Genomic DNA, 21,369 nt, shown 5'->3' on the forward strand with positions numbered 1-21,369 from the left:
CGCTCGCAGTGAAGGGGGCCGTCAGGGGCCTCTCAGGTGATCCGCGCTTGAGACTATCAGCTGACCCGGACACACGGGAGGCTTCAGCCGAAATTCATCGTGTCCTCCCTGGTCACACGAGTACAGACAGACGCACGCTATCAAGTCTCCCTGTCCGGCCGCCTTGACTCGCCTCCCATCGCCCCGGGAAGGGAGCCGACGGCGGACGAATCCCTGCGACCCCGCACCTGAGACGAGGGCGTCCGCCGTCGACAGCGGCTCATCGTCGGCGGCCGCGGCTCTCACCTCGATGGGGAACGAGATCCGCAGCCCGCGGCGGAGGCCGGCGCCGCACTGCCCGCCGACTCAGCGGATCTGCTCGACCGCGATGGCCGCTGCGCCGGAGATCAGACGGTCGTCGGCCTCGGCGTCCTTCTCGTCCTTCGATGAGAGGACGGAGATGATGATGGGACCGCCGTCGCCGGGCCAGACGATCCCGAGGTCGGCGCGCGAACCGTAGTATCCGGTGCCCGATTTGTCCCCGACCGTCCATTCCTCGGGCAGCTCCGCTCGGATCAGCGTGTCCCCGGTCTGCGTGGCCTTCATCCAGTCGGTCAGGGTCGTCGCCTCGTCGTCCTCGAGCGCTCCGCCGAAGACGTATTCGCGGAGGTTGCCCGCCGAGGCGCGCGGTGTGGTGGTGTCGCGGGGATCCCCGGGCTTCGCCTCGTTGAGTCCCGGTTCGGTGCGCGAGACCGTGGTTCCGGTGTCGCCGAGATCGTTCAGGCGTTCGTCGAGGGCTGCGGGCCCGCCGAGTTCGGCGAAGATGAGGTTCGCAGCACCGTTGTCGCTCTGGGTCATCGCGGCCTCGCAGAGCTCGGCGAGCGTCATCGTGCCTCCGACCTTCGTCTCGGTCACCGGCGAGTGGCTGACGATGTCGTCCTCGGAGATCGACACCCTCTTCGACAGTCCGTCAGTCCCCACCTCATCGAGCAGCGCCGCCGAGGCCATGGCCTTGATCGTCGACGCGTACGCGAACCTCTCATCGCCGCGCCAGGCGAGCTCTCGACCCGTGTCGAGGTCGACGGCGTAGACGCCGACCCTGGCATCGAAGTCGTCTTCGAGCTGGGTGAAGGCGGAGTCGGCTTCGGCTGGGTCCGCCGCAGTCGGATCCCCTGTATCCGTGGGCGTCACCGATGTGGAGGATGCAGTCGGATCGGCCCCGTCCGCCGAGGTGGCCGCCCCGCCCTCCTGGCAGCCGGCGACGAGGATGAGGCCGCTCGTGCAGGCCAGCGCGGCCGCAGCCCGCAGCATCCGGGTTCGCGGTGTCAGTGATTTCGTCATCTCTCTCCTATCCGAGTAAGTCCCCTCTGCGTACGCTTCCCGAGCCTGTGCGCGCCTCGGCCGAGCACTCGGGGCAGGCACGTGATTGGGCCACCCCTGTCGACTTCTCCCCCGGTTCTCAGAACGCGCCGGCGAGGACGCCGATGCCGACAACGATGTAGGTGAGAACGACGGGGACCGCCGCGATGATGAGCGGCACGGGCCGGCCCCATCGATACCCTGCCCACGCCCACAGTCCGATGTCGACGATGAGGAGGCCTGCGACGCCGAGGTAGGACAGCGTGGTCACCCAGTCCGTCTGCGGCTCCCCCGAGCAGTGGACGATGCAGCCCGAGTAGGCGATGAGACCGAGGAAGGCGAGCATCGCGATGGGGAACGCGAACACGGCGAGGGCAGCGATCCCGAACCCGACAGCCCCACCGACCGAGCGCGGACGACCCTTGGCATCGACAGTCATCTCCCTCCCAGCCCCGCCTCGGCACCGTCGCGTTTCGCCGGATCATCCGGCTTCCCAGCATCGTCCGCCTCCGACGGTCCGTCGCCCGACCGGCCGGGCTCGCTCCCGCCGTCGGCACCGCGGGAGACCTCGCTACCGCCGTCGGGTCCCCGAGCATTCCGACCCGCGCTCTCGCCTCCGCCGTCGGGCCGCGGGAAGCCGCCGGTCTCCGCGCGCGGACCCGCGTAGCGCATGAACTCCTGCCATGTCGGCCCCGATACAGTCTGACCATAGACGATGCGCGGCATCGACCCGCGTGAGTTCCGCCGCCAGTCGCGCATGCCCTCGGGGTCGCCCGTCCACACAGCCGTCGACAGGCCGCGGGTGAACCCGACGAGCCAGCTCGCTCCGACCTCGAAGTTCGTCGTCCCCGTCTTCGCCGCAGCCGGTGTGCCGATGCGCAGCCTCGTCGTCGTCCCGCCCTCGAAGGTCTGACTGAGCGCGTACGCGACGGTGTCGGCGATCGTCGGGTCGATCACCTCGGCGCACCCCGCGTTCCCATCACCACCGGCACCGCGGATCTCCTCGCCCTCGGAGTCGGTGACGGTGACGATCGCCTGCGGTGCGCACCGCGTCCCGTGGTTGGCGAACGCCGTGTACGCCGAGGCCATCGTCAGCGGTGAGACGGAGACCGTCCCGAGGATCGACGACGGGTAGAGGACCTGTTCGGTCCCGTTCTCCAATGTCGCCGCAGAGAGCTTCTCCCCGGTTCCCAGACGCACGCCGAGGCTCGTCGCCGTATCCCGGATCTCACACATGTTCAGCTGCGAGGCCATGTCCGCGTACGCCTTGTTCACCGACTTCTTCGTCGCCTCGAGCACGGTCATCCTGCCGTCCGCGCCGCCGGAGTCCCCGGCGTTGCGCGGGTTGTAGCCGCCGGCGGCATAGTTGCGACCGTCGCATCCCTGCGTCGAGAACCCCGTGTAGTCGGTCCCCGACCCGTTGACGGTGTCGCCGAGGCTGCGGCCGTCGGCCAGCCAGGCTGCGAGCACGAACGGCTTCCACGTCGAACCCGGCTGGAAGCCCGTGCCCCCGCCGAAGGGACTGTCGACGGCGTAGTTGACCGAGGTGCGTCCCCGCTTCTCCTCCTCGCCGAGGCTGTACTCCGTGTTCTGGGTCATCGCCCGGATCTCTCCGGTGGCGACATCGACGCTGACGAGAGCCTGCACCGCCCCGGAGGAGTCCCCGACGGGAAGCCGGTCCCGCACCGCTTCCACGGCCTTCTTCTGCAGGGCCGAGTCGATGGAGGTGCGGATCGTCAGACCGCCTCGGCGCAGGGTCTCCTTCCGCTCTTCGGGGGTGGCACCGAAGCGTTCGTCGGTGAGGACGCCGCTCTCGACGTAGGTGCAGAAGTAGGCGAGGTCACCGGCGGAGGCGCAGCCGTTGGGAGTGACGTTCGGCTTGAGGTCGAGTCCGGACTCCGCCGCCTCCTTCTGCTCGTCGGCGGTGATGTACCCGTATTCGGCCATCTTCTCAAGCACGAGGTTGCGGCGTTCGATGACCGCCTCGGGGTTCTTCTGCGGGTTGTACTCATACGGGTTGCGCACGATCCCGGCGAGCGTCGCCGCCTGCGCGATCGACAGCTCGGCGGCGTCGACGCCCCAGTACTGCCGGGCGGCGGCCTGGACGCCGTAGACGTTGGGCGATCCCGAGTAGCTGGCGATGTTGAGGTAGCGGTTCAGGATCTCGTCCTTCGTGAACGTCTTCTCCACTGTGATCGCGAGCCGCATCTCCCGCAGCTTGCGCGCCATGCCGCTCACCCCGGAGCGGTCCCTGGCCCGGTCGATGCCCTGCTCGTCCCCATCGGCCTGGCTGGCATTGATGAGGACGTTCTTCACGTACTGCTGGGTGAGCGTCGATCCGCCGTGGAGGGACCCGGTGAGGAGGTTCTTCGCGACGGCCCGGGCCACACCTTCGACGTCGACAGGACCGTGCTCGTAGAAGCGGCGGTCCTCGATCGCGAGCGTCGCATCCCGCATCGGCTGCGAGATCCTCTCGAGCGGCACCTCGTCCCGGTTCTGCCACGAGAAGGTCGCGATCGTCGTCCCATTCTTCGTCAGCAGCGTCGACGGTTGGGCGAGTGGGCGGTCGTCGAGCTCGGCGGGCAGGGAGTCGAAGAGGTCCATTCCCGCACCGAGGGCGGCGGCGGAGGATCCGGCGACGGGGCTGGCGAGTCCGGCGGCGACGATCCCGGCGCACACGGACAGGGCGAGGAATCTCAGCAGATGTCTCATGAGTTCAGCTCCGTGAAGAATCGGTCGGCGACGGGCACGGCCGCCTCGGCGCCGAATCCCCCGTCCTCGACGAGGACGGCGACGGCGAGGTCCCCCTGGAACCCGGCGAACCACGAATGGGTGCGCGGGGGCACCGCGGTGCCGTATTCGGCGGTCCCCGTCTTCCCGTAGACCGGGTCACCGGGGACGTCGGCGAGCGCCGAGGCGGTGCCGTCGGTCACCGTCGCCCGCATCATCTCCTTGACCTCGGCCAGCCCCTTCGGATCGGGGGCGGGCACCTCGCCGGTGCGGTCCCGGCGGTCGGGGAGGACGAGGAGGGGTCGGACCGTGGACCCCTTGGCCACGGTCGCGGTCATCGTCGCGACGGCCAATGGTGTGGCGAGCACCTTGCCCTGGCCGATCATCGCCGCCGCGTGCTCGACGGGGTCGTCGGCCTCGGGCACCGAGGCCATGTAGGAGTCTGTGCCGATGTCGATCTGGCCCATGCCCATGCTCAACGCGGTCTCACTCAGGGCTGCCGCGGTGACGTCGGGGGCCGAGTTGACGAAGGCCGTGTTGCACGATTGGGCGAAGCTCTCTGAGAAGTCGACTTCGCCGAGCACGTGGTCCTCGGCGTTCTTGAACCGCTTGCCGTTGACGCTCGTCGTCTTCGGGCAGTCGAGGGCGGTGCCGGGGGTGATCCCGGAGTCGACCATCGCCGCCCCGGAGACGATCTTGAACACGGACCCGGGCGGGTACTGGCCGGTCAGGGCCCGGTCCCACGCGGCCCCGGTGGGGTCGAAGTTCGCCACGGCGAGGACATGGCCGTCGCTCGGGCGGATCGCGACGATCGCGCTCGGCTTCGTCGCCGTGGCCGCCGCTTCCTCGGCGGCGGTCTGGACGGCGACGTCGAGCGTCGTCGTCACGTCCTCCCCGGAAGTCCCGTCGACCGTGTACAGCGTCGCCGGACCCTCACCGGATCCCGGACCCTCACCGGATCCGCCGCCCGCAGCACCCGAAGCAGCATCCTCGGCAAGGATCCGCAGCCCGGGGCCCGGCCGCAGCGTGCCGTCGTAGAGCATCTGGATTCCGCTGCGCCCGACGTAGGAGTCAGAGGTGAGGCTCTCGGGTTCGGCGGCGATCTCGTCGGGTTCGGCGCGTCCGGCCGAGCCGAGCGTCGCCGCGGCGAATCCCTTCGTCCGCGCGAGCGGCTGCGTGCGGGAGCGGAAGACGGTGCCCGGCAGCTTAAGGATCGCGCCCTTGACGAGCTCGTAGTCGTCCTTGCGCAGGGTGATGACGGGGACGAACGCGTCCGGGTCGGCCTTCTCGACGCGTTCGGCGAGCTCCTTCGGATCGATGTCGAGCGACTTCTCCAGCTGCGCGAGTGTCGCCTTCTCATCCGTGAGCCTGCTCGGCTGGAGGCCGACGTCGATGACCTCGCCCTCGGCCACGAGGACGGCGTCGTCAGCACCGAGGATCCGCCCGCGCTCACCGGCCGTGCGTTCGGCCGTGAGGATCTCACCGTCACCGAGGTCGGGGTGGACGAGGCGGGGCTCGAACTCGGCCGTCCACAGTGCCCCGGACCGCCGGAGGGAGACGTCGACGGAGTAGGACCAGTCACCCGCCGCCGAGGCGAACTCCCAGTCCCAGCGCAGCGTCGCCGTCGCGGTGCCGCCGGCCGAGTCGACGCCGTCGACGGTGACACGGCGTGTGCCCTGTCCCGCCTCGGCGAGGTCCGTGACGATCCCGGCGAGGTCGTCCCCGTCGTCCGGGTTCGTCCATGCCTGTGAGCGCAGCTGACCGGAGGTGAGGTCGGCGGCGATCTGCCTCGCGGCGATCGAGGGGAGGACGGGGAGGGTGCGCAGCGCGAGAACGCCGACTCCGACGAGCACGAGCACGACGACGACACCGATGATCCTTCGTGTCAGGGGCTTCATGGTGCTATCGTTGGCACCCATCCTGAGCATGTCCAATATCACATGGAGTTCGCATCATGCTGATTCTGATATACACCCAGGTGGAGACCGGTCGGTGAACCTCCTCAAGAGCCTCGAGATGTTCCGTGCCGTCGCCGAGCACGAGAGCTTCACGCGGGCTGCCGACGAACTCTCGCTCGCACAGCCGCCGATCTCCCGTGGGGTCGCCGACCTCGAGAGGCACCTCGGGGTGCGCCTCTTCGACCGCAGCCGTCGCCGCATCCGACTCACCGCCGCCGGCAGGGCGGTGCTGCCCGACATCCTCGAGATACTGCGCCGCATCGACGGCCTCGCCGAGGTGGCGGGTCGTCGCGAGGAGGGCACCCTCATCGGCGTCCACGGGCGCCTCGACCCCGCGGTCCTCGTCTCGGCGACGAAGGAGCTGCGCCTCGGCGGGGCCGTGCCGCGGTTCGTCCCCGCCGAATCGGCGGCCCTCGACGATCTCATCGAGTCCGGGGAGATCGACGCGGGACTCGACGTCCGCGGGCTCGGCTCTCCCCTGCCGACGCAGCGTCGACGGCAGTCCAGTGACCTCGTCGTCGACCTCGTCGCCGCCTCGACCCGATTCACAGGGTCCGAGGGAGCGATGAGCGCCGCCGACCTGCGCGGGATGCCGCCTGGCATGGGTTTCGGACGGGCCTCGGAGCGGGAGACGATCATGATCCTCCCCGAGGATGCCGGCCTCCTCCACGATTCGGGTCTGCTCACCCCGCTCGTCGCTCGCGGCATCCACCTCGGCCAGTTCGTCGTCGCCGACACCGAATTCGACGCCGTCACCCATGTCTTCGCCCACGGCTCGGTGCTCCTGTGCCCGGCGATGACCGCGCGCACCCACTCCCTGCCCTACCGCGGTCTGCGCGACGTCGACCTCGCCCGCCGGGTCGAGGTCGTCGGCTCCGGCAGCCTCGATCTCCTCGACGCGATGGAGTCGCCGCTCATCCTCACGGCGATCGCCCGGATCCTCGGGGCCCGCTCCCATGAGACCCGCAGCGTCGCTCACCAGGGCCGCTATGCGGATGAAAGGCTGTTCGGACCGTCATGAGCGAAACCGTCATCGACGAGATCAACGGGGTGTGGACGAGCCTCGGCGCGCAGGGGTTCCTCTTCGCCGAGGACCTCGAGACCCACCGTTCGGTCGGCATCCGGGAGTCCGCGCGCATCCCGCTCGCCTCGGTCGGCAAGGTCGCGATCGTCGCAGGCCTCCTCGATGCCGCCGCCGACGGCGTCCTCGACCTCACGCGGCGCGTCGTCGTCGACCCGACGACCGCGACTCCGGGCGGGACGGGGATCTCCGGACTGCACGATCCCGTCGAGATGAGCCTGCGCGACCTCGCCGCGATGGCATTGTCGGTCAGCGACAATGCCGCCGCGGACACGCTCTTCGCCCTCGTCGGGCCCGAGAGGATCACCGCTCTGCTCCACCGCTTCGGTATCCGCTCGTTCGACGTCGTCGCCCCGATGTCCCACCTCTACGATGTCCTCGCCGAGGTGGCCGGCGGCGACGAGGCCCGTGCCCTGGCCGTCGCCGTCGCCGATGCCCGCTCGGGTCGCGTGCCCCAGCTGCCGGATTCGGCGTTCAACACCGGCACCGTGCGTGCCACCGCGCGCCTCTTCGAGCTCATCCACACAGGCCGTCTGCTCGGGGCCGAGGACTCCGCGGTGCTGCGCGACCTCCTGCGCAGGCAGATCTTCCGGCACCGGATTGCCGCGGGCTTCCCCATGGATGCGGTCAGCTACTACGGGAAGACCGGGACGTTCCTCAACTTCCGGCACGAGGCAGGGGTCATCGTCGACAGCGACGGCACGGCGTATTCGATCGCGATCTTCACCCGCTCGACGATCGCGACGTTCTCCCAGCCCGAACTCGACGCCTCGATCGGCTACTGCGCCCGGCTCGCGATCGAGCACCTGCGCTCGCTCCGGTGAGCGAAACTAATCTCCGGAGCCCGGGAGCCAGGGCCCCTCACTCCTCGTCGACGACGGTGTATTCGAGGACGGGACGCCCCGCGGACCCATAGCGGGGACGGCGATCGAGGAGGCCGGCGTCGGCCATGGCCTCGAGGTAGCGGCGGGCGGTCACCCGCGAGACACCGAGACTCTCGGCCACCTCGGCGGCGGACTGACCGGGGGTCTGCGTGAGCACCCCTCTCACCTCGTCCTGGACACCGTCAGGGACTCCCTTCGGAGTCGCGGTGACGGTGTGCGTGCGCAGGGCGGCGATCGCGGTGTCGACCTCGTTCTGGGTCACCTCGCCCTCCGGGCAGTCGGCCCCGAGGCGGAACCGGTACGACGAGTACGCTTCGAGCTTCGACTTGAAGACGGGGAACGTGAAGGGCTTGATGATGTACTGCGCGACGCCGTAGGAGAGGGCCTCCTGGACGATCTGCATGTCCCGGGCCGCGGTCACGGCGATGATGTCGACATCGACCCGCTGACCGCGGATGGCACGGCAGACCTGGAGTCCGTGGCCGTCGGGGAGGTTCATGTCGAGGAGGACGAGGTCGATCCCGTCGGGGTCGAGGCCGAGGATCTTGCCCGTGAGCGCCGCCATCGCCTGGGTGGCGTTCTTCGCGACCCCGGCGACGTGGTAGCCCTCGAGGCGCTCGATGTACTTTGCGTGAGCACGGGCGGCGACGGCCTCGTCCTCGACGACGAGCACACCGATGCTCGCATCAGGCTGGGTGGTCTCGGGCATGCCGTCAGTCTAATCTCCGCACCGCGCCTGCGGGCTGGGCACGTGTTCCAGGCTCGACACATGCCGTGAGCCGCCGGGTCCTGCCTCAGCCGCGGTCGGGCAGCCACACGGTGAGGACGGCACCGGTGAAGTCGTCGCCGTCCTCACCGCGGCCCTGGACGTCGATGGCCCCGCCGAGGCGGCGGATGGCCTGGATGACGAGCGAGAGTCCGACCCCTCGGGTGCCCGTCTGCCTGCGTCCGTGCCCGCTGTCGGTGGTCACCCCGTCGTGCTTCGTCGACCAGCCGCGTTCGAAGATCGCGTCGAGGTCCTCCTCGGCGATGCCGGGACCGTCGTCGCTGACCTCGATCGTGAATCCTGCCGCTCCCCCCGCGCCGCTGAGGTGGACGTGGACCCGCTTGTTCTCCGGGAGGACGTCCTGCCTGCTCAGCGCGTCGAAGGCGTTGTCGACGAGGTTGCCGAGGATCGTCGCGAGATCCCGGTCGTCCCCGCCGAGGCGGCTCGTGAGTCCCGCGGTGTCGACCGTCATCTCGATGCCCGCCTCGGCGGCCTGGGCGACCTTGGACAGGAGCAGGGCCGAGAGCACGGGATGGTCGAAGCTCATGTGACCATCGCCGGTGACCCAGCTGAGGTCGTCGAGGTCCTTGGCCGCGAAGTCGATGGCCTCGTCGACGTGACCGGTCTCGAGGAGGGAGATGACCATGTGGAGGCGGTTGGCGTACTCATGGGTCTGAGCGCGCAGCGAATCGGAGAACGAGCGGACGGAGACGAGTTCGCCGGTGAGCTCCGCAAGCTCGGTGTGGTCGCGCATCGTCACGACCCACGTGTCCGCACCCTCCTCGGTGGGCTGCTGGTTGACGACGAGGACACGCTCGTCGGTGTAGTGGATCTCGTCGCGCGCCCACCGGCCCGAGGAGAGGAGTTCGGAGAGGGCTTCGGGCAGGGCGAGCTCGGCGAGCGGGATCCCGCCCTCCGGGGTCGTCGCCGCCACCGCATCGGGCGGGGCGGAATCGCCGCCGAGGTGCGGGGACTTCTCTCCGTCCCCGGCGCCGACGTGCGCGTCCTCGCCGAGGCGCTGCTCGGCACTGCCGACGCTCTGCTCGTCCCCACCACGGATCTGCTCGTCGCCTCCGGCACCGACCGCCGCCGGCGCCGGCTCCCGCTTCGACCCCGTGCTCGGGAGACCGAGCAGCTCCCTGGCCTGGGCGTTGATGAGGACGATGCCCATCGACCGGTCGATGAGGATGAGTCCTTCGGAGACGGCTTTGAGCACGGAGGAGTAGAACTCGATCATGCTCCGCAGCTCGTTCGCACCGTAGTCCCCGGTGACCCTGCGCAGACCGCGGGACGTCACCCATGAGGCGCCGATGCCGAGGAGAAGCGTGGCGATGGCGATGCCGATGAGCCATTTGCTCTGCGCGAGGAAGCCCGCACGCACGGAGTCAGCGGAGTTGCCGACGACGACCGCCCCGACGACTGTGCCCGGGCCGACCTCGTCGAGGCCGAGCTGCTGGGCGAAGACCGGGGTGACGACGTACATCGTGCCTCCGCCCTCACCCCCGTCGTCGACGAAGCGGACATCCGACCGGCCGCTGAGCACCCGGGTCGTATTCACCGAGGCGGCGAGCTGGTCGAGCGAGTCGACGGGGATGTCGCCGGAGGAGGCGGTGACGAGGTTCTCCGCAAGGCCCGCCCGCCGGTTCGCGGACCCGAGCGAGGGCGGAGTGCGCAGATAGTCGATGGGCACGACGGCGGCGATGTCGAAGTCGTATTCGCTGACGACAGTGCGCAGCATCGTCTGCAGCTTCTCGTGCGAGGAGGGGGCGAGGAATTCGTCGCGCGCGTTCGTCTCGTCGGCCTCGACGACGCCGAGGGACAGCGAGATGGTGTCCGCGGCGGACCGCAGCAGGTCCTGTTCGCGCTTGGTGTTGAGCTGCGAGAGCTGGAGGTAGAGCAGGCTCGTCGTGAGCACCATGATGCCGATGAGCATGACCGAGTTCGCGAACATGATCCGCCCGGCCACGCCGTAGCGGACCCGGCGGCTCAGCCGGACGACGGGCCCGACGAGCGCGCGGGAGAGCGCCGGGCGGGGGGTCGTCGCAGCCTCGGTCATGGCCCCATTGTGTCACCCGGACCCGCCGAGGCGGTCGGGCGCGGGCCGTCGTCGTCCCGCCTCAGCCGATCAGGCAGGGGCGCGGCGGGCGCGGGACGAGACCGCGACTCAGCGGGCGCGACTGCGGGCCGGCCCGAGGCTAAGCCTCAGAGGGCGAGGCTGATCGGTCCGGCGGGCACCGCCGAGCATGCGAGGACGTGATCGGCAGGAACGCGCGCTGCCGGTTCGACGGGGTAGAGGACGGTGCCGGAGGCGAGCGCGATCGAACACGTTCCGCACGATCCGCCGCGGCACGAGCTCTCCGCGTGGACCCCGCGCGACTCGAGCGCGTCGAGGAGGGTGCCCTGCGCGGGCTCCCAGAGGAAGCTCGTGCCGGATTCGGCGAGCGTGACCTCGGCGGGTTCGCAGTCGGCGATCGCCTCGCTCATCCCCGTGTGCGGGGAGGCGAAGGTCTCCTGGTGGACGCCGGGAACCCCGGCTTCCTCGGCCGCGGCGAGCACGGCCCGGGTGAAGTCGGCGGGCCCGCACACCATGACGTTGTCGCAGCCGCTCAGGGTCGCGACGAGATCGTCGTGGCCCGGCCTGCCGTCGACGGCGGTGTCGCGGTGCTCGGCCTCGACGGGCAGGCCCGTGCCCTCGGCTCGGTCGACGAGCCGGTTCCACAGGCACGCCGTGCGCTGATCCCGGTCGATGTGGAGCAGCCTGAGCCGCTCGGCTGCCGGCACGGCTCTGCCGAGCGTCTCCTGTGCGGCAGCCCCGTCCGCAGACCCCGGCCCGACCCCGGCCGCGGAGTCGCCGCCGACACCGAGCGCAGCGCCGACGGTCATGGGTTCACGGGCGACCTCGCGGAGCAGCCCGAGGCTCGGGGTGATCCCGATGCCCGCGGTGACGAGCGCGGTCGTGCCGCCGAAGACCCGATCCGCTGTCATCGTCCCATGCGGTCCTGACGCGAGCACGCGCTCGCCGGGCGGCAGGCTCGCGACCGCACGCGATCCCTTCCCCTGGGTGCGCACGGCGATGGAGACGACGTCGTCGGTCACGTCGGTGATCGTGTACGTCCGCCAGAACGGCGCCCCGAGCTCGAGGTGGACGCGCAGGTTCGTCCCCGGTTCGTCGAAGTCGCGGATCCACCCGAGTTCGTCGCGCAGGGAGATCTCCACCGTGTCGTTGCAGATCTGCCGGGAACTGACGACCGTGAGGAAGCGCGGGGTCCGCGCGGTGGGGACGAGATCGCGCGGGGCCTCGCCTTCGACGACGATCTCATCGCCGGCAGTGATCGTCCCTGACTCGAGGATCCGTCCGTAGACCCCGCAGTGGAGGTGCCCGCACGCCGAGGCGAGGATGCGGGGGACGTTGACGTCGACCTCGGTGGTCACGGGGTTGACGGTCGTCGCCGGGCAGCGCTCGATCGCCTGGCTGATCGCCAGCCGGACGCCGCCGATGCGCACGATCCGACCGATGAGCCCGAACTCGGCGAAGGGATCAAGCCCCTCGACGAAGATGTTGCCGCGGAACCGCAGCGGGTCGAGGTCGCCAGTGCCGAGCGCGGCCCGTCCTTCCTCGGTGGCGCCGAGGGCCTCAACGGTGGCGGGGTTGATGAGGGAGATCCCCGATTCGCGGGAGTCGAACATCCCCTGCCCGGCGACGACGATCCCGCGCGGATGAGAACCCTGCGGGGGTATATGCGAGGAGAGGAACTCCGCCGAGGCGGCCCGTGACTCGTCATCGTCCGCGCAGAAGGTCGTCGACCCTCCCGCCGGCGCGGTCAGCGTGATCGCAGAATCGGGAGCCGTGCTCACTTGCCATTTCTGCAGGTCAGGGTAGTTCTTGAGGACGGTGAAAGCGGAATAGCGCTGCCACTGGTCGGCGGGGACGTTGAGGCTTCCGTTCGTGAAGGCGGCGACGCGGTCACCGCGGATGCCGCGACCTGAGTCGACGACCGCCTCGGCGATCTCCTCTGCAGGGAACCCCTTGACGGGGAAGCGGAACAGTCTGGATGCACGCATGCCCCGATTCTACGAGCACCGCCGCCGCGGGGATGCGAGAATGAGACCAACGGCACACGGGCCACCGGGGTTGCCAGATACCCTATGGGGGTATATAGTCCTGTCATGACTGAGCAACATGGATACACCCCGCAGAAAGACGCTCTGGCTCGCCGGATGAAGCGGATCGAAGGACAGGTCCGCGGGATCGCGAAGATGATCGATGACGACAAGTACTGCATCGACATCCTCACCCAGGTCTCGGCCGCCACGGCTGCGCTGCATGCGGTCTCCATCAATCTCCTCGAGGAGCACATCGCTCACTGCGTCGTCGACGCCTCCGCCGCCGGCGAGGACGAAGCGCGCAAGAAGATCGAGGAGGCTTCAGCCGCCATCGCCAGGCTCATCAAGAGCTGACCTGATCTCCAGGGCGCCGGCCCCCTTCCCGGACCGATGCCCCCGACGATCGCGCATCTCTGACGAGTCATCGCGACCTCGCCGACCGACCGGTCGGCGAGCACGTGCGAGGAAAGCAGGAGACATGACCACCACCACCATCACCGTGTCAGGCATGACGTGCGGCCACTGCGTCGCGTCCGTCAAGGAGGAGATCGGGGCGCTGCCCGGAGTCTCCGACGTCGCGGTCGATCTCAACGCCGGCGGGGACTCCCCGGTGACGATCACCTCGGCGAACGACCTCGACGATGCGGACCTGCGCGCCGCCGTCGACGAAGCGGGCTACGAGGTCAAGTGATGTCGCGCGAGGTTGATCTCGACATCACGGGAATGACCTGCGCATCGTGCTCGGCTCGGATCGAGAAGAAGCTCTCGCGTCTCGACGGGGTGAGCGCCGAGGTGAACCTGCCGCTGAATACGGCCCATGTCGTCATCGACTCAGGTCTCAGTGATGATGACATCACCGCGGCCGTCGCGAAGGCCGGGTACGGGGCGACGGTGCGGCAGGCCGCCTCGGCGGGGCCGGAGATCGTCGACTACGATCCCCGGCACCTGCGCCCGCGCTTCATCGGTTCGCTCGTCCTGTCCGTGCCGATCATCGCCATCTCGATGGTGATGAGCTGGCACTTCCCCGGCTGGCAGTGGGTCGTGGGCGCTCTCGCCCTGCCCGTCGTCACGTGGGGCGCCTGGCCCTTCCACTCGGCGGCGTTCAAAGCCGCCAGGGGACGCTCGACGACGATGGACACGCTGGTGAGCGTCGGCATCATCGTCGCCAGCGGCTACTCCTACGCCACACTCATCCGCGCCGTCGTCGACGGCTACGGCTGGCAGATCCCCGGCGACTACCACGTGTGGTTCGAGGCGGCTGCGGCGATCACCGTCTTCCTCCTCATCGGCAAGCTCACCGAGGACCGGGCGAAGAACCGGGCGACGGCGGCTCTGCGCGAGCTGCTCGACCTCGGGGCGAAGTCGGCGACCGTGCTCTGGGAGACTGGGGCTGGGGCCGGCGGTTCGGTGTCCGGGTCGCCGGTCGGGACCGGTGCGCTCTCCGGCTCGCGGGTCGAGGTCGAGGTGCCGATCGACGAGCTGGCGGTCGGCGACGTCTTCCTCGTCCGGCCGGGTGAGAAGATCGCCACCGACGGAGTCATCGTCGCCGGTCATTCGGCCGTCGACGAGGCGATGCTCACGGGCGAATCCGCGCCCGTCGAGGTCGGCGTCGGCGACACCGTCACCGGGGCGACGATCAACACCGCGGGCGTCCTCGAGGTCCGCGCCGAACGCGTCGGGGCCGACACGACCTTGGCAGCGATGGCCGATCTCGTCAGCCGCGCGCAGCTGGGCAAACCCGCCGTGCAGCGCCTGGCCGACCGGATCTCCGCGGTGTTCGTTCCGATCGTCTTCGTCATCAGCGCCCTCACCCTGCTCACGTGGGGTGTGGTCACCGGTGACTGGGCGATGGGCCTGCACGCCGCGCTCACTGTGCTCATCATCGCGTGCCCGTGTGCGCTCGGACTCGCGACTCCGACGGCTCTCGCCGTGTCCTCAGGTCGCGGCTCCCAGCTGGGCATCCTCGTTTCGGGGCCCGAGGCGCTCGAGTCGACGAGGTCGATCGACACGGTCGTCCTCGACAAGACGGGCACCCTGACCACGGGCGTGATGTCGCTGACCGGAACGCAGCTGAGCCCGGACGACTTCGCGCTCCTTGCGCGCCTCGAGCACGGCAGCGAGCACCCCGTGGCCCGGGCGATCGTCGACGCCGAAGCCGCGCGCAATGCGGGGAGCACGGTCGGAGGCTCTGTCACCGGCGGCACCGCCGGCGGCTCGCCCGATACCAACGGCGCGGGTGAACGCACCGCACTGCGGACCACGGACGCGGGGACCGCCTCGGCGGGGGTGGAACGGTCGAGGGAAGGGGTCGAGGACTTCGCCGCCATCCCCGGCGGTGGGCTCGAAGCTCGCATCGACGGCTCCGCGGTCCTCGCGGGTCGACCCGATCTGCTCCGCGACCGCGGGATCACCGTCGACATCGACCCCGCCGAGGTGCCGGCCGGAGCGACGGTCGTCGCCCTGGCCGTCGACGGGCAGTTCCGCGGGCTCACCTTCGTCGCGGACGAGATCAGGGACGGGGCCGCCTCGGCGATCGCCGAACTCCATGACCTCGGACTCTCCACGGTGCTGCTCACCGGGGACAACGCCTCGGCCGCCGAGGCGGTCGCGCAGGCCGTGGGGATCACCGAGGTCCGCGCCGACGTCCGTCCCGAGGGCAAGATCGCCGTCGTCAACGAGCTCCAGGAGAAGGGCCGGTCGGTCGCGATGGTCGGCGACGGCATCAACGATGCCGCGGCGCTGGCCGGGGCCGACCTCGGCATCGCGATGGGCTCGGGCACGGATGCGGCGATGGCGGCCTCGGACATCACGATGGTGCGCTCGGACCCGCGGCAGATCCCGCAGGCGATCCGCCTCTCGCGGAAGACGCTCGGGCTCATCAAGGGCAACCTGTTCTGGGCCTTCGCCTACAACACCGCGGCGATCCCGGTGGCCGCGGCAGGGCTGCTCAGCCCGATGATCGCGGGTGCTGCGATGGCGTTCTCCTCGGTCTTCGTCGTCCTCAACAGCCTCCGGCTGTTGCGGTTCAGGTAGCCCGGCGGCTGCTGCGGTTCAGGCCGCACGGCGGCGCCTCCGGTTCAGGCAGCACGGCCGCAGTCGCTGTGACCGGCGCTCCCCGGCCACGGCGACTGCGCGAACGGCGCTCACGGCACGGTCCGTGGGCGCCGCTCGCGTCTGTGTCCGCGGGCGCAGGCGGTTCGTGAGCGCTGCCGGCGGTGCGACCGCGCCGCCGGCGGAGCCCGTGCTCAGTCTGAGCGCGCACCCCCGCCCTCACTGCTCAGCGTCGTCGCCCTCGCCGGGCCAGAACCTCCGCCGCGCCCGGTCGGAGTGGGCGAGCCTGCGGAGGCTGCCGATGAAGATCTCGCCGAGCACGGTGCCGAGAACCGCCTTCTCGACGATCGCCGCTGCGGAATCGGTGGTTGCCACGCTGGCCATATCGGCATCGGCGATCCGGTCGGCCGCCTCGGCGTAGACGTCGAGATGACCGAGGAGGTCGGCGTGACCGGTGTCGAGCATGGTCTCCACGGCCGTGATGAGGGCGTCCCTGGCCGGTTCGTCCTCGGCGAGGTTCCAGCCGCGCGCGGCGACGAGGTCGTCGACGACCCTCGCGGCCCGCGCGCGGTTCTCGCTCGGCGCATCGTCGGATCGGGCGTTGATCCCGAGCATCGCCTGGCCGAGCACGACGGGCACCTCCGGGGTCGGGGAGTCGAGTTCCGTGAGAACCGTGCGCGCCGTGGCGATCGACATCCCGCCTATGGTCACCATGGCTCGGATGAGGCGCACGCGATGGAGGTGGTCGTCCCCGTAGCCGCCCGGGTCATCAGCGGTCGGCTGCGCGCGCGGCACGAGCCCTTCGCGGATGTAGTACTTGATCCGCGGAATGGGCACGCCGCTGCGAGCACTGAGCTCGGAGATCCGCATCGCCGTCCATCGCCTCCTCGTCGTCGCCGGTGCCGCAGCCGTCGTCGAAGGCGCAGCACCTGTCACCGTCGTCGCGGCCTTCACCTCGTCGCGGCCTTTGCCGCCCTCGTCGCAGGCCCCTGGTCACTGACCTCTTGCGCAGGCCTCGCAGATAGCCTACTATCCATGTATGGATAGCGGACTATCTGCCAATGGCGGCAAGAGGTCACCGGAGCGGACGTCGACCGGGACGTCGCCGGAGCACCGGCGCGGGGACCACCTCGGCGAACCACGGCGAGGAACCCTCGTCACCGCACTTCTGCGCCTCCACCGGCCCCTGCTCGTCGCGGCGGCGTTCTCCGCGGTCGTCGCGGTCGTCGCGACGATCGGCTATTTCGTCGATGACCGCACGCTTGTCGGCGTTCCGATCTGGCACAAAGCGGCGAAGTTCGGCGTCTCGATCACCATCTACACCCTGACGATCGCGTGGATGCTCACCTTCCTGCCCTCGCGCAGCCGCTTCGCTCGCGTGATCGGCACGATCATCGCGTTCGGCATCACCGTCGAACTCGTCCTCATCGTCCTCCAGATCATCCGTGGTCAGATGAGCCACTTCAATGTCGGCACCGTCTTCGACGCCGCCGTCTACTACGGCATGGGCGGTTTCATCGTCGCAGTGTGGATCGCGAACCTCATCCTCGGCATCGTGCTCGCCGTCCGCCGCCTCCCCGACCGCGGCATCGCCGCCGGGATCCGCTGGGGGACGGCCATCGGGCTCATCGGAATGGCCATCGCCTTCCTCATGACCATCGGCGAGTTCGAGATCGTCGACATGGACGCCGCCGAGGCGCAGGGGCTCGCCGGTGCGCACAGCGTCGGCGCCGTCGACGGGGGTCCGACGATGCCGATCACCGGCTGGAACACTCAAGCCGGCGACATCCGCGTCCCCCACTTCGTCGGTCTCCACGCCCTGCAGATCATCCCCGCCTTCGCCCTCGGCCTCGTGCTCCTCGGGCGGAAGTGGCCCAGGCTGCACCCCGAGAGCACCCGGGTGGGGCTCGTGAGGATCTTCGCACTCTTCTACTTCGGCATCGTCGCCGTCACCGCGGCCCAGGCGATCAGCGGTCAGTCGATCCTCGAGACGGACCTCCGGACCCTCGGAGTCGTCGCCGTGCTCGTCGTGGCCGCGGGCCTCGGCTCATGGGCCGTTCTCGCCCGGACCAGGCAGGGCACCTCGACGTGATACGCAGGGCCCTGCTCGAGGCAGCGCCCGCCTACCTGAGGCCAGGGTGCCTACTTGAGGACAGGGTAGGACTGGTCGTCGTTCTGAGTGTCGTTGCGCATCACCCAGTTGAGCACCGACGCGAGGGCAGTGACGAGGACGAACGCGACACCAGCGTAGATGAACGAGAAGCCGAAGGCACCGGAGTCCTGCCACGCGCGGGTGACGATCATCGAGAGGATGAGGACGGCGACGCCGCAGACCAGCCCGACTTTGAGCGCGTCCTTGTAGGACACGGTGCTGGAGGACTTCTTCGCGGATTTCGACGCTGCCATACCCCCAGGGTACCGACTCGAGCTGGGAGTCGTCGCATCCGCACCTCTCCCCCGCCTCTCCCGGCATCCGCCCGATCGGCCAAGACTCCTTGACCCCGGCGAATCACCCCAGGTGGACGCGCACGCCCGAACACGCGAAAATGTCATCGTGCCCATCCCCACACCTGTGCGCTCGCGGGCTGCCACGTCGGCAGCAGGCGTCCTGACCAGAGTCGGTCCGAGGACGCTGCTTGCGTGCGTGTGCGCCCTCGTCCTCCTCACGGTCGCCGGTTGCGGCCCGGACCGGGGACTGCGGATCGAGCCCGCGAGCACAGCCTCCCCGACACTGCTCAACCAGTCCAACGAGGACGCCGGCCCTCCGGACAAGCCCTTCTCGCTCGAGACGATCCGCACAGCGATCGAGGACGCTTCCGGTGTCGCCGTGACCGGTCGCGCGGCGGAGACCGCCGAGGTCGTCGGCGAATGCAAGGACTGCCTGAAGTTCGGTGCCCCATTCACCCGTGGCGAGGAGAAGTTCCAGGTCGTCACCGTCGCCAACCCGCAGCAGCGCAGTGAGGACATCGCCGGTGTCGTCGTCAGCGAGAAGGACGGTGCCCCCCGCCTCGAGCTCATCGCCACCGGCAACCAGCTCACGCTCAGCCCCGGGAAGAACGGGACCCTCGTCGTCCAGGAGGCGATGTATGCCGACGGCGACGAAGACTGCTGCCCTTCTGGCTGGTCGGTGCAGGTATTCCGTCTCCATGACGGTAGGTTTGAACCGGGTCAACGCTTCACGCGACTGAATGGAGAGTCGTAATGCATATCGTGCTGGTCGAGGATGACGAGGTCATCCGGGAGACGACGCAGATCGGACTCGAGCAGTTCGACTACACCGTCTCCGCCTTCGCCGACGGCCGCGAAGGCTACGAGTTCGTCGCCGCGCACGGCGCCGACGTGCTCCTCCTCGACCTCATGCTCCCGACGATGAACGGGGCCTCGATCTGCCGGGCCATCCGGGAGCGCTCGTCGATCCCGATCATCATCATCTCCGCCCGCTCGGAGGCCATCGACATCGTCCAGGCCCTCGAGGCCGGCGCCGACGACTACCTCACCAAGCCCTTCGACATGCAGGTCCTCAACGCCCGCATCCGCGCCGTCGTCCGCCGCTTCATCACCACCGGCACCGACCGCCTCGGCTACTCGCCGACCACCGACATCGTCGACGAACACGAGACCGTCATCGGCCCCGGCGGAGTCATCACCGGCGACGGGATCCCCGAAGTGCTCGGTCCCAGCCCCGGCATGGACTCCCGTGACCGCACCCGCAGCGCCCTAGCCGACGACGACACCTACCTCGGTGCCGGCGGGAAGTTCACGTCGGCGGCGGGCACGGATGTCACCGTCCCTCCGCGGCCCGCATCGTCTCCGCCCTCGGCCGCCGAGGCGGGGCAGTCGACCAATGAGCTCGGACCCTTCCGCACGCGGCTGGGGTCCCTCGTCCTCGACACCGGACGACTGACTGTCGAGGTCGACGGTGAGGAGGTCCACCTCACCCCGACCGAGCTGCGCGTCCTCCTCCTGCTCACCGAGCAGCCCGAACACGTCTACTCGCGGGAGAAGATCGCGTTCACCGTGTGGGGCTACGAATGGGCCGGCGACTCGCGCGTCGTCGACGTCCACATCCAGCGCCTGCGGAAGAAGATCGGGGCGAACATGATCGAGACCGTTCGCGGCTTCGGGTACCGCTTCGCCGGCTGAGCCATGTCCCTGCGCTGGAAGATCTCCCTTCTCATCGTCGCGTCCGTGATCATCGCGGTGCTCTCGTGCAGCATCATCCTCCGGCAGTCCGCAGCCCGGGCCGAGGACGACCGGATGCGCTCGACGGTGACCGACCAGCTCGCCAACGCTGTCAACATCTTCTCCGAGACCGGGGTGCTCACCCTCAATGCGCGCATCGACGACCCGCAGCTGCCCGACGAGGCCCGCGCGCAGGCGCTCAAGGGCCAGAGCGTGACGATCCGCTCCGAGGTCGACGGGGAGGAGATCGTCTGGGCGGCCGCACCGATCGAGGTCGGCACGTACACCGAGGTGATCTCCGTGCGCGCCTCGACCGCCGACAGCCGTGAGCTCATCGGCCGCATCGACCAGGCCCTGCTCGTCGGGATGATCGGATCGGCCCTCGTCGTCGGCGGCGTCGGGTCGATCGTCGCCGGACGGATCTCTCGCCGACTCACCCTGGGCGCACAGGCGGCGCGGAAGATCGCCGCCGGGGACACGTCGATCCGCATCGCCGACGTCGTCGACGAATCGGATCAGGAGGTGTGGGCATTCGCCTCGGCGGTCGACACTGCGGTGACGAGGCTGAGCGAGCGCATCGACTCCGAGCAGCGGTTCACCGCCGACCTCGCCCACGAGATGCGCACCCCGCTCACCGGCCTCGTCAACGCGGCGAGCCTGCTCACTGAGGATTCGCGTCCCGCCGAACTCGTCAAGGACCGGGTGCAGCGGATGCAGGTCCTCGTCGAGGACCTCCTCGAGGTCTCCCGCCTCGACGCCGGCCGGGCGAACCCGGAGTTCACCCGCGTCGACATCGACCAGGCGATCCGGTCCCTGCTCGGGACGATGACCGCGTCGGGAGCGCTCGCCGGACATGAGGTCGGCACCGACTTTGGTGCGCAGGGCGCCAAACTCGTCACCGACGTCCGCCGCTTCGAGCGCATCATCTCCAATCTCCTCGTCAACGCGATCAAGCACGGCGCCGACCCCATCCACCTGACGACGAGCCCCACCTCGATCGTCGTCACCGACTCCGGCAGCGGATACCCCGCCGACATCGTCGAGACCGGCCCGACCCGTTTCGTCTCCGCCGGCGGCGGCGGGATGGGGCTCGGTCTCGTCATCGCCCAAGGTCAGGCACGCCTCCTCGGCATCCGTCTGATCTTCAGCAACGCGCCAGCCGGGGGTGCGCGCACCGAGGTGATCTTCCCCGACGAGGAGGCCCAGGACATCGCCCTGCGCCAGCAGCTCGGAGTGGAGTAGGTCCCTTCACCGATGTGACAGAGCGTTACTCGA

Annotated in this window: 18 protein-coding genes; 9 read left to right on the forward strand and 9 right to left on the reverse strand. The window is 69.5% G+C overall.

What is annotated here, in order from left to right:
- Nucleotides 1-345: 345 nt before the first annotated feature.
- The 4 genes from bla to AC0VYB_RS17135 form a co-directional block, all read right to left on the reverse strand.
- On the reverse strand, nucleotides 346-1,320 hold the full coding sequence (gene bla, locus AC0VYB_RS17120) for a class A beta-lactamase (RefSeq protein ID WP_009376618.1): 975 nt from the start codon (nucleotides 1,318-1,320) through the stop codon (nucleotides 346-348).
- Nucleotides 1,321-1,438: 118 nt separating this feature from the next.
- Nucleotides 1,439-1,777, reverse strand: a complete 339-nt coding sequence (locus AC0VYB_RS17125; RefSeq protein WP_009376619.1) for a hypothetical protein — start codon at nucleotides 1,775-1,777, stop codon at nucleotides 1,439-1,441.
- A complete protein-coding gene (locus tag AC0VYB_RS17130) occupies nucleotides 1,774-4,050 on the reverse strand; it encodes a transglycosylase domain-containing protein (RefSeq protein ID WP_009376620.1) in 2,277 nt (758 codons plus the stop codon). Before AC0VYB_RS17130 ends, AC0VYB_RS17125 begins: the two co-directional genes overlap by 4 nt.
- Nucleotides 4,047-5,966 carry a penicillin-binding transpeptidase domain-containing protein gene (locus tag AC0VYB_RS17135; protein ID WP_063249507.1) on the reverse strand — a complete coding sequence of 640 codons (1,920 nt, stop codon included), beginning with the start codon at nucleotides 5,964-5,966 and terminating at the stop codon, nucleotides 4,047-4,049. The genes AC0VYB_RS17130 and AC0VYB_RS17135 overlap by 4 nt, the downstream gene beginning before the upstream one ends.
- A gap of 94 nt (nucleotides 5,967-6,060) precedes the next feature.
- On the opposite strand from AC0VYB_RS17135, the gene AC0VYB_RS17140 reads away from it, so the two are divergent.
- Both AC0VYB_RS17140 and AC0VYB_RS17145 read left to right on the forward strand, forming a co-directional pair.
- Nucleotides 6,061-7,047, forward strand: coding sequence for a LysR family transcriptional regulator (locus AC0VYB_RS17140; protein WP_009376622.1), 987 nt, complete (start codon nucleotides 6,061-6,063; stop codon nucleotides 7,045-7,047).
- Nucleotides 7,044-7,931, forward strand: a complete 888-nt coding sequence (locus AC0VYB_RS17145; RefSeq protein WP_009376623.1) for a serine hydrolase — start codon at nucleotides 7,044-7,046, stop codon at nucleotides 7,929-7,931. Before AC0VYB_RS17140 ends, AC0VYB_RS17145 begins: the two co-directional genes overlap by 4 nt.
- A 37-nt stretch (nucleotides 7,932-7,968) precedes the next feature.
- On the opposite strand, the gene AC0VYB_RS17150 is transcribed toward AC0VYB_RS17145, so the two are convergent.
- The 3 genes from AC0VYB_RS17150 to AC0VYB_RS17160 form a co-directional block, all read right to left on the reverse strand.
- The gene (locus AC0VYB_RS17150; RefSeq protein WP_009376624.1) at nucleotides 7,969-8,700 is read right to left on the reverse strand and encodes a response regulator; all 732 of its coding nucleotides are present in this window, start codon (nucleotides 8,698-8,700) and stop codon (nucleotides 7,969-7,971) included.
- 85 nt (nucleotides 8,701-8,785) lie between these two features.
- Complete coding sequence (locus tag AC0VYB_RS17155; protein WP_009376625.1) at nucleotides 8,786-10,813, reverse strand: sensor histidine kinase; 2,028 nt, start codon at nucleotides 10,811-10,813, stop codon at nucleotides 8,786-8,788.
- A 146-nt stretch (nucleotides 10,814-10,959) separates the two neighbouring features.
- Entirely contained in the window at nucleotides 10,960-12,819 is a 1,860-nt protein-coding gene (locus AC0VYB_RS17160) for an MOSC domain-containing protein (RefSeq protein ID WP_009376626.1), read from the reverse strand.
- Between the two features lie 105 nt (nucleotides 12,820-12,924).
- On the opposite strand from AC0VYB_RS17160, the gene AC0VYB_RS17165 reads away from it, so the two are divergent.
- From AC0VYB_RS17165 to AC0VYB_RS17175, 3 genes are all read left to right on the forward strand, one after another.
- Nucleotides 12,925-13,215, forward strand: a complete 291-nt coding sequence (locus AC0VYB_RS17165; protein WP_009376627.1) for a metal-sensitive transcriptional regulator — start codon at nucleotides 12,925-12,927, stop codon at nucleotides 13,213-13,215.
- 124 nt (nucleotides 13,216-13,339) lie between these two features.
- Nucleotides 13,340-13,552 (forward strand): heavy-metal-associated domain-containing protein, encoded by a 213-nt coding sequence (locus tag AC0VYB_RS17170; RefSeq protein ID WP_009376628.1) that lies wholly within the window; start codon nucleotides 13,340-13,342, stop codon nucleotides 13,550-13,552.
- Nucleotides 13,552-15,894 (forward strand): heavy metal translocating P-type ATPase, encoded by a 2,343-nt coding sequence (locus AC0VYB_RS17175; protein ID WP_009376629.1) that lies wholly within the window; start codon nucleotides 13,552-13,554, stop codon nucleotides 15,892-15,894. The genes AC0VYB_RS17170 and AC0VYB_RS17175 overlap by 1 nt, the downstream gene beginning before the upstream one ends.
- Nucleotides 15,895-16,131: 237 nt before the next feature.
- On the opposite strand, the gene AC0VYB_RS17180 is transcribed toward AC0VYB_RS17175, so the two are convergent.
- Nucleotides 16,132-16,848 carry a MerR family transcriptional regulator gene (locus AC0VYB_RS17180; RefSeq protein ID WP_434964981.1) on the reverse strand — a complete coding sequence of 239 codons (717 nt, stop codon included), beginning with the start codon at nucleotides 16,846-16,848 and terminating at the stop codon, nucleotides 16,132-16,134.
- A gap of 103 nt (nucleotides 16,849-16,951) precedes the next feature.
- On the opposite strand from AC0VYB_RS17180, the gene AC0VYB_RS17185 reads away from it, so the two are divergent.
- Complete coding sequence (locus AC0VYB_RS17185; RefSeq protein ID WP_009376631.1) at nucleotides 16,952-18,004, forward strand: hypothetical protein; 1,053 nt, start codon at nucleotides 16,952-16,954, stop codon at nucleotides 18,002-18,004.
- Nucleotides 18,005-18,054: 50 nt separating this feature from the next.
- Here the strand turns inward: AC0VYB_RS17185 and AC0VYB_RS17190 are convergent, their stop codons facing one another.
- A complete protein-coding gene (locus AC0VYB_RS17190; RefSeq protein WP_009376632.1) occupies nucleotides 18,055-18,318 on the reverse strand; it encodes a hypothetical protein in 264 nt (87 codons plus the stop codon).
- A gap of 148 nt (nucleotides 18,319-18,466) precedes the next feature.
- On the opposite strand from AC0VYB_RS17190, the gene AC0VYB_RS17195 reads away from it, so the two are divergent.
- Genes AC0VYB_RS17195 through AC0VYB_RS17205 form a run of 3 tightly spaced genes read left to right on the forward strand, consistent with a single transcriptional unit; the run spans nucleotide 18,467 to nucleotide 21,336 of the window.
- On the forward strand, nucleotides 18,467-19,114 hold the full coding sequence (locus AC0VYB_RS17195) for a hypothetical protein (RefSeq protein WP_223290002.1): 648 nt from the start codon (nucleotides 18,467-18,469) through the stop codon (nucleotides 19,112-19,114).
- Nucleotides 19,114-20,055 (forward strand): response regulator transcription factor, encoded by a 942-nt coding sequence (locus AC0VYB_RS17200; protein ID WP_009376634.1) that lies wholly within the window; start codon nucleotides 19,114-19,116, stop codon nucleotides 20,053-20,055. The genes AC0VYB_RS17195 and AC0VYB_RS17200 overlap by 1 nt, the downstream gene beginning before the upstream one ends.
- Before the next feature lie 3 nt (nucleotides 20,056-20,058).
- A complete protein-coding gene (locus AC0VYB_RS17205; protein WP_009376635.1) occupies nucleotides 20,059-21,336 on the forward strand; it encodes a sensor histidine kinase in 1,278 nt (425 codons plus the stop codon).
- Nucleotides 21,337-21,369: the final 33 nt, after the last annotated feature.

This window comes from Brevibacterium sp. Z349TD_9 (assembly GCF_056173565.1).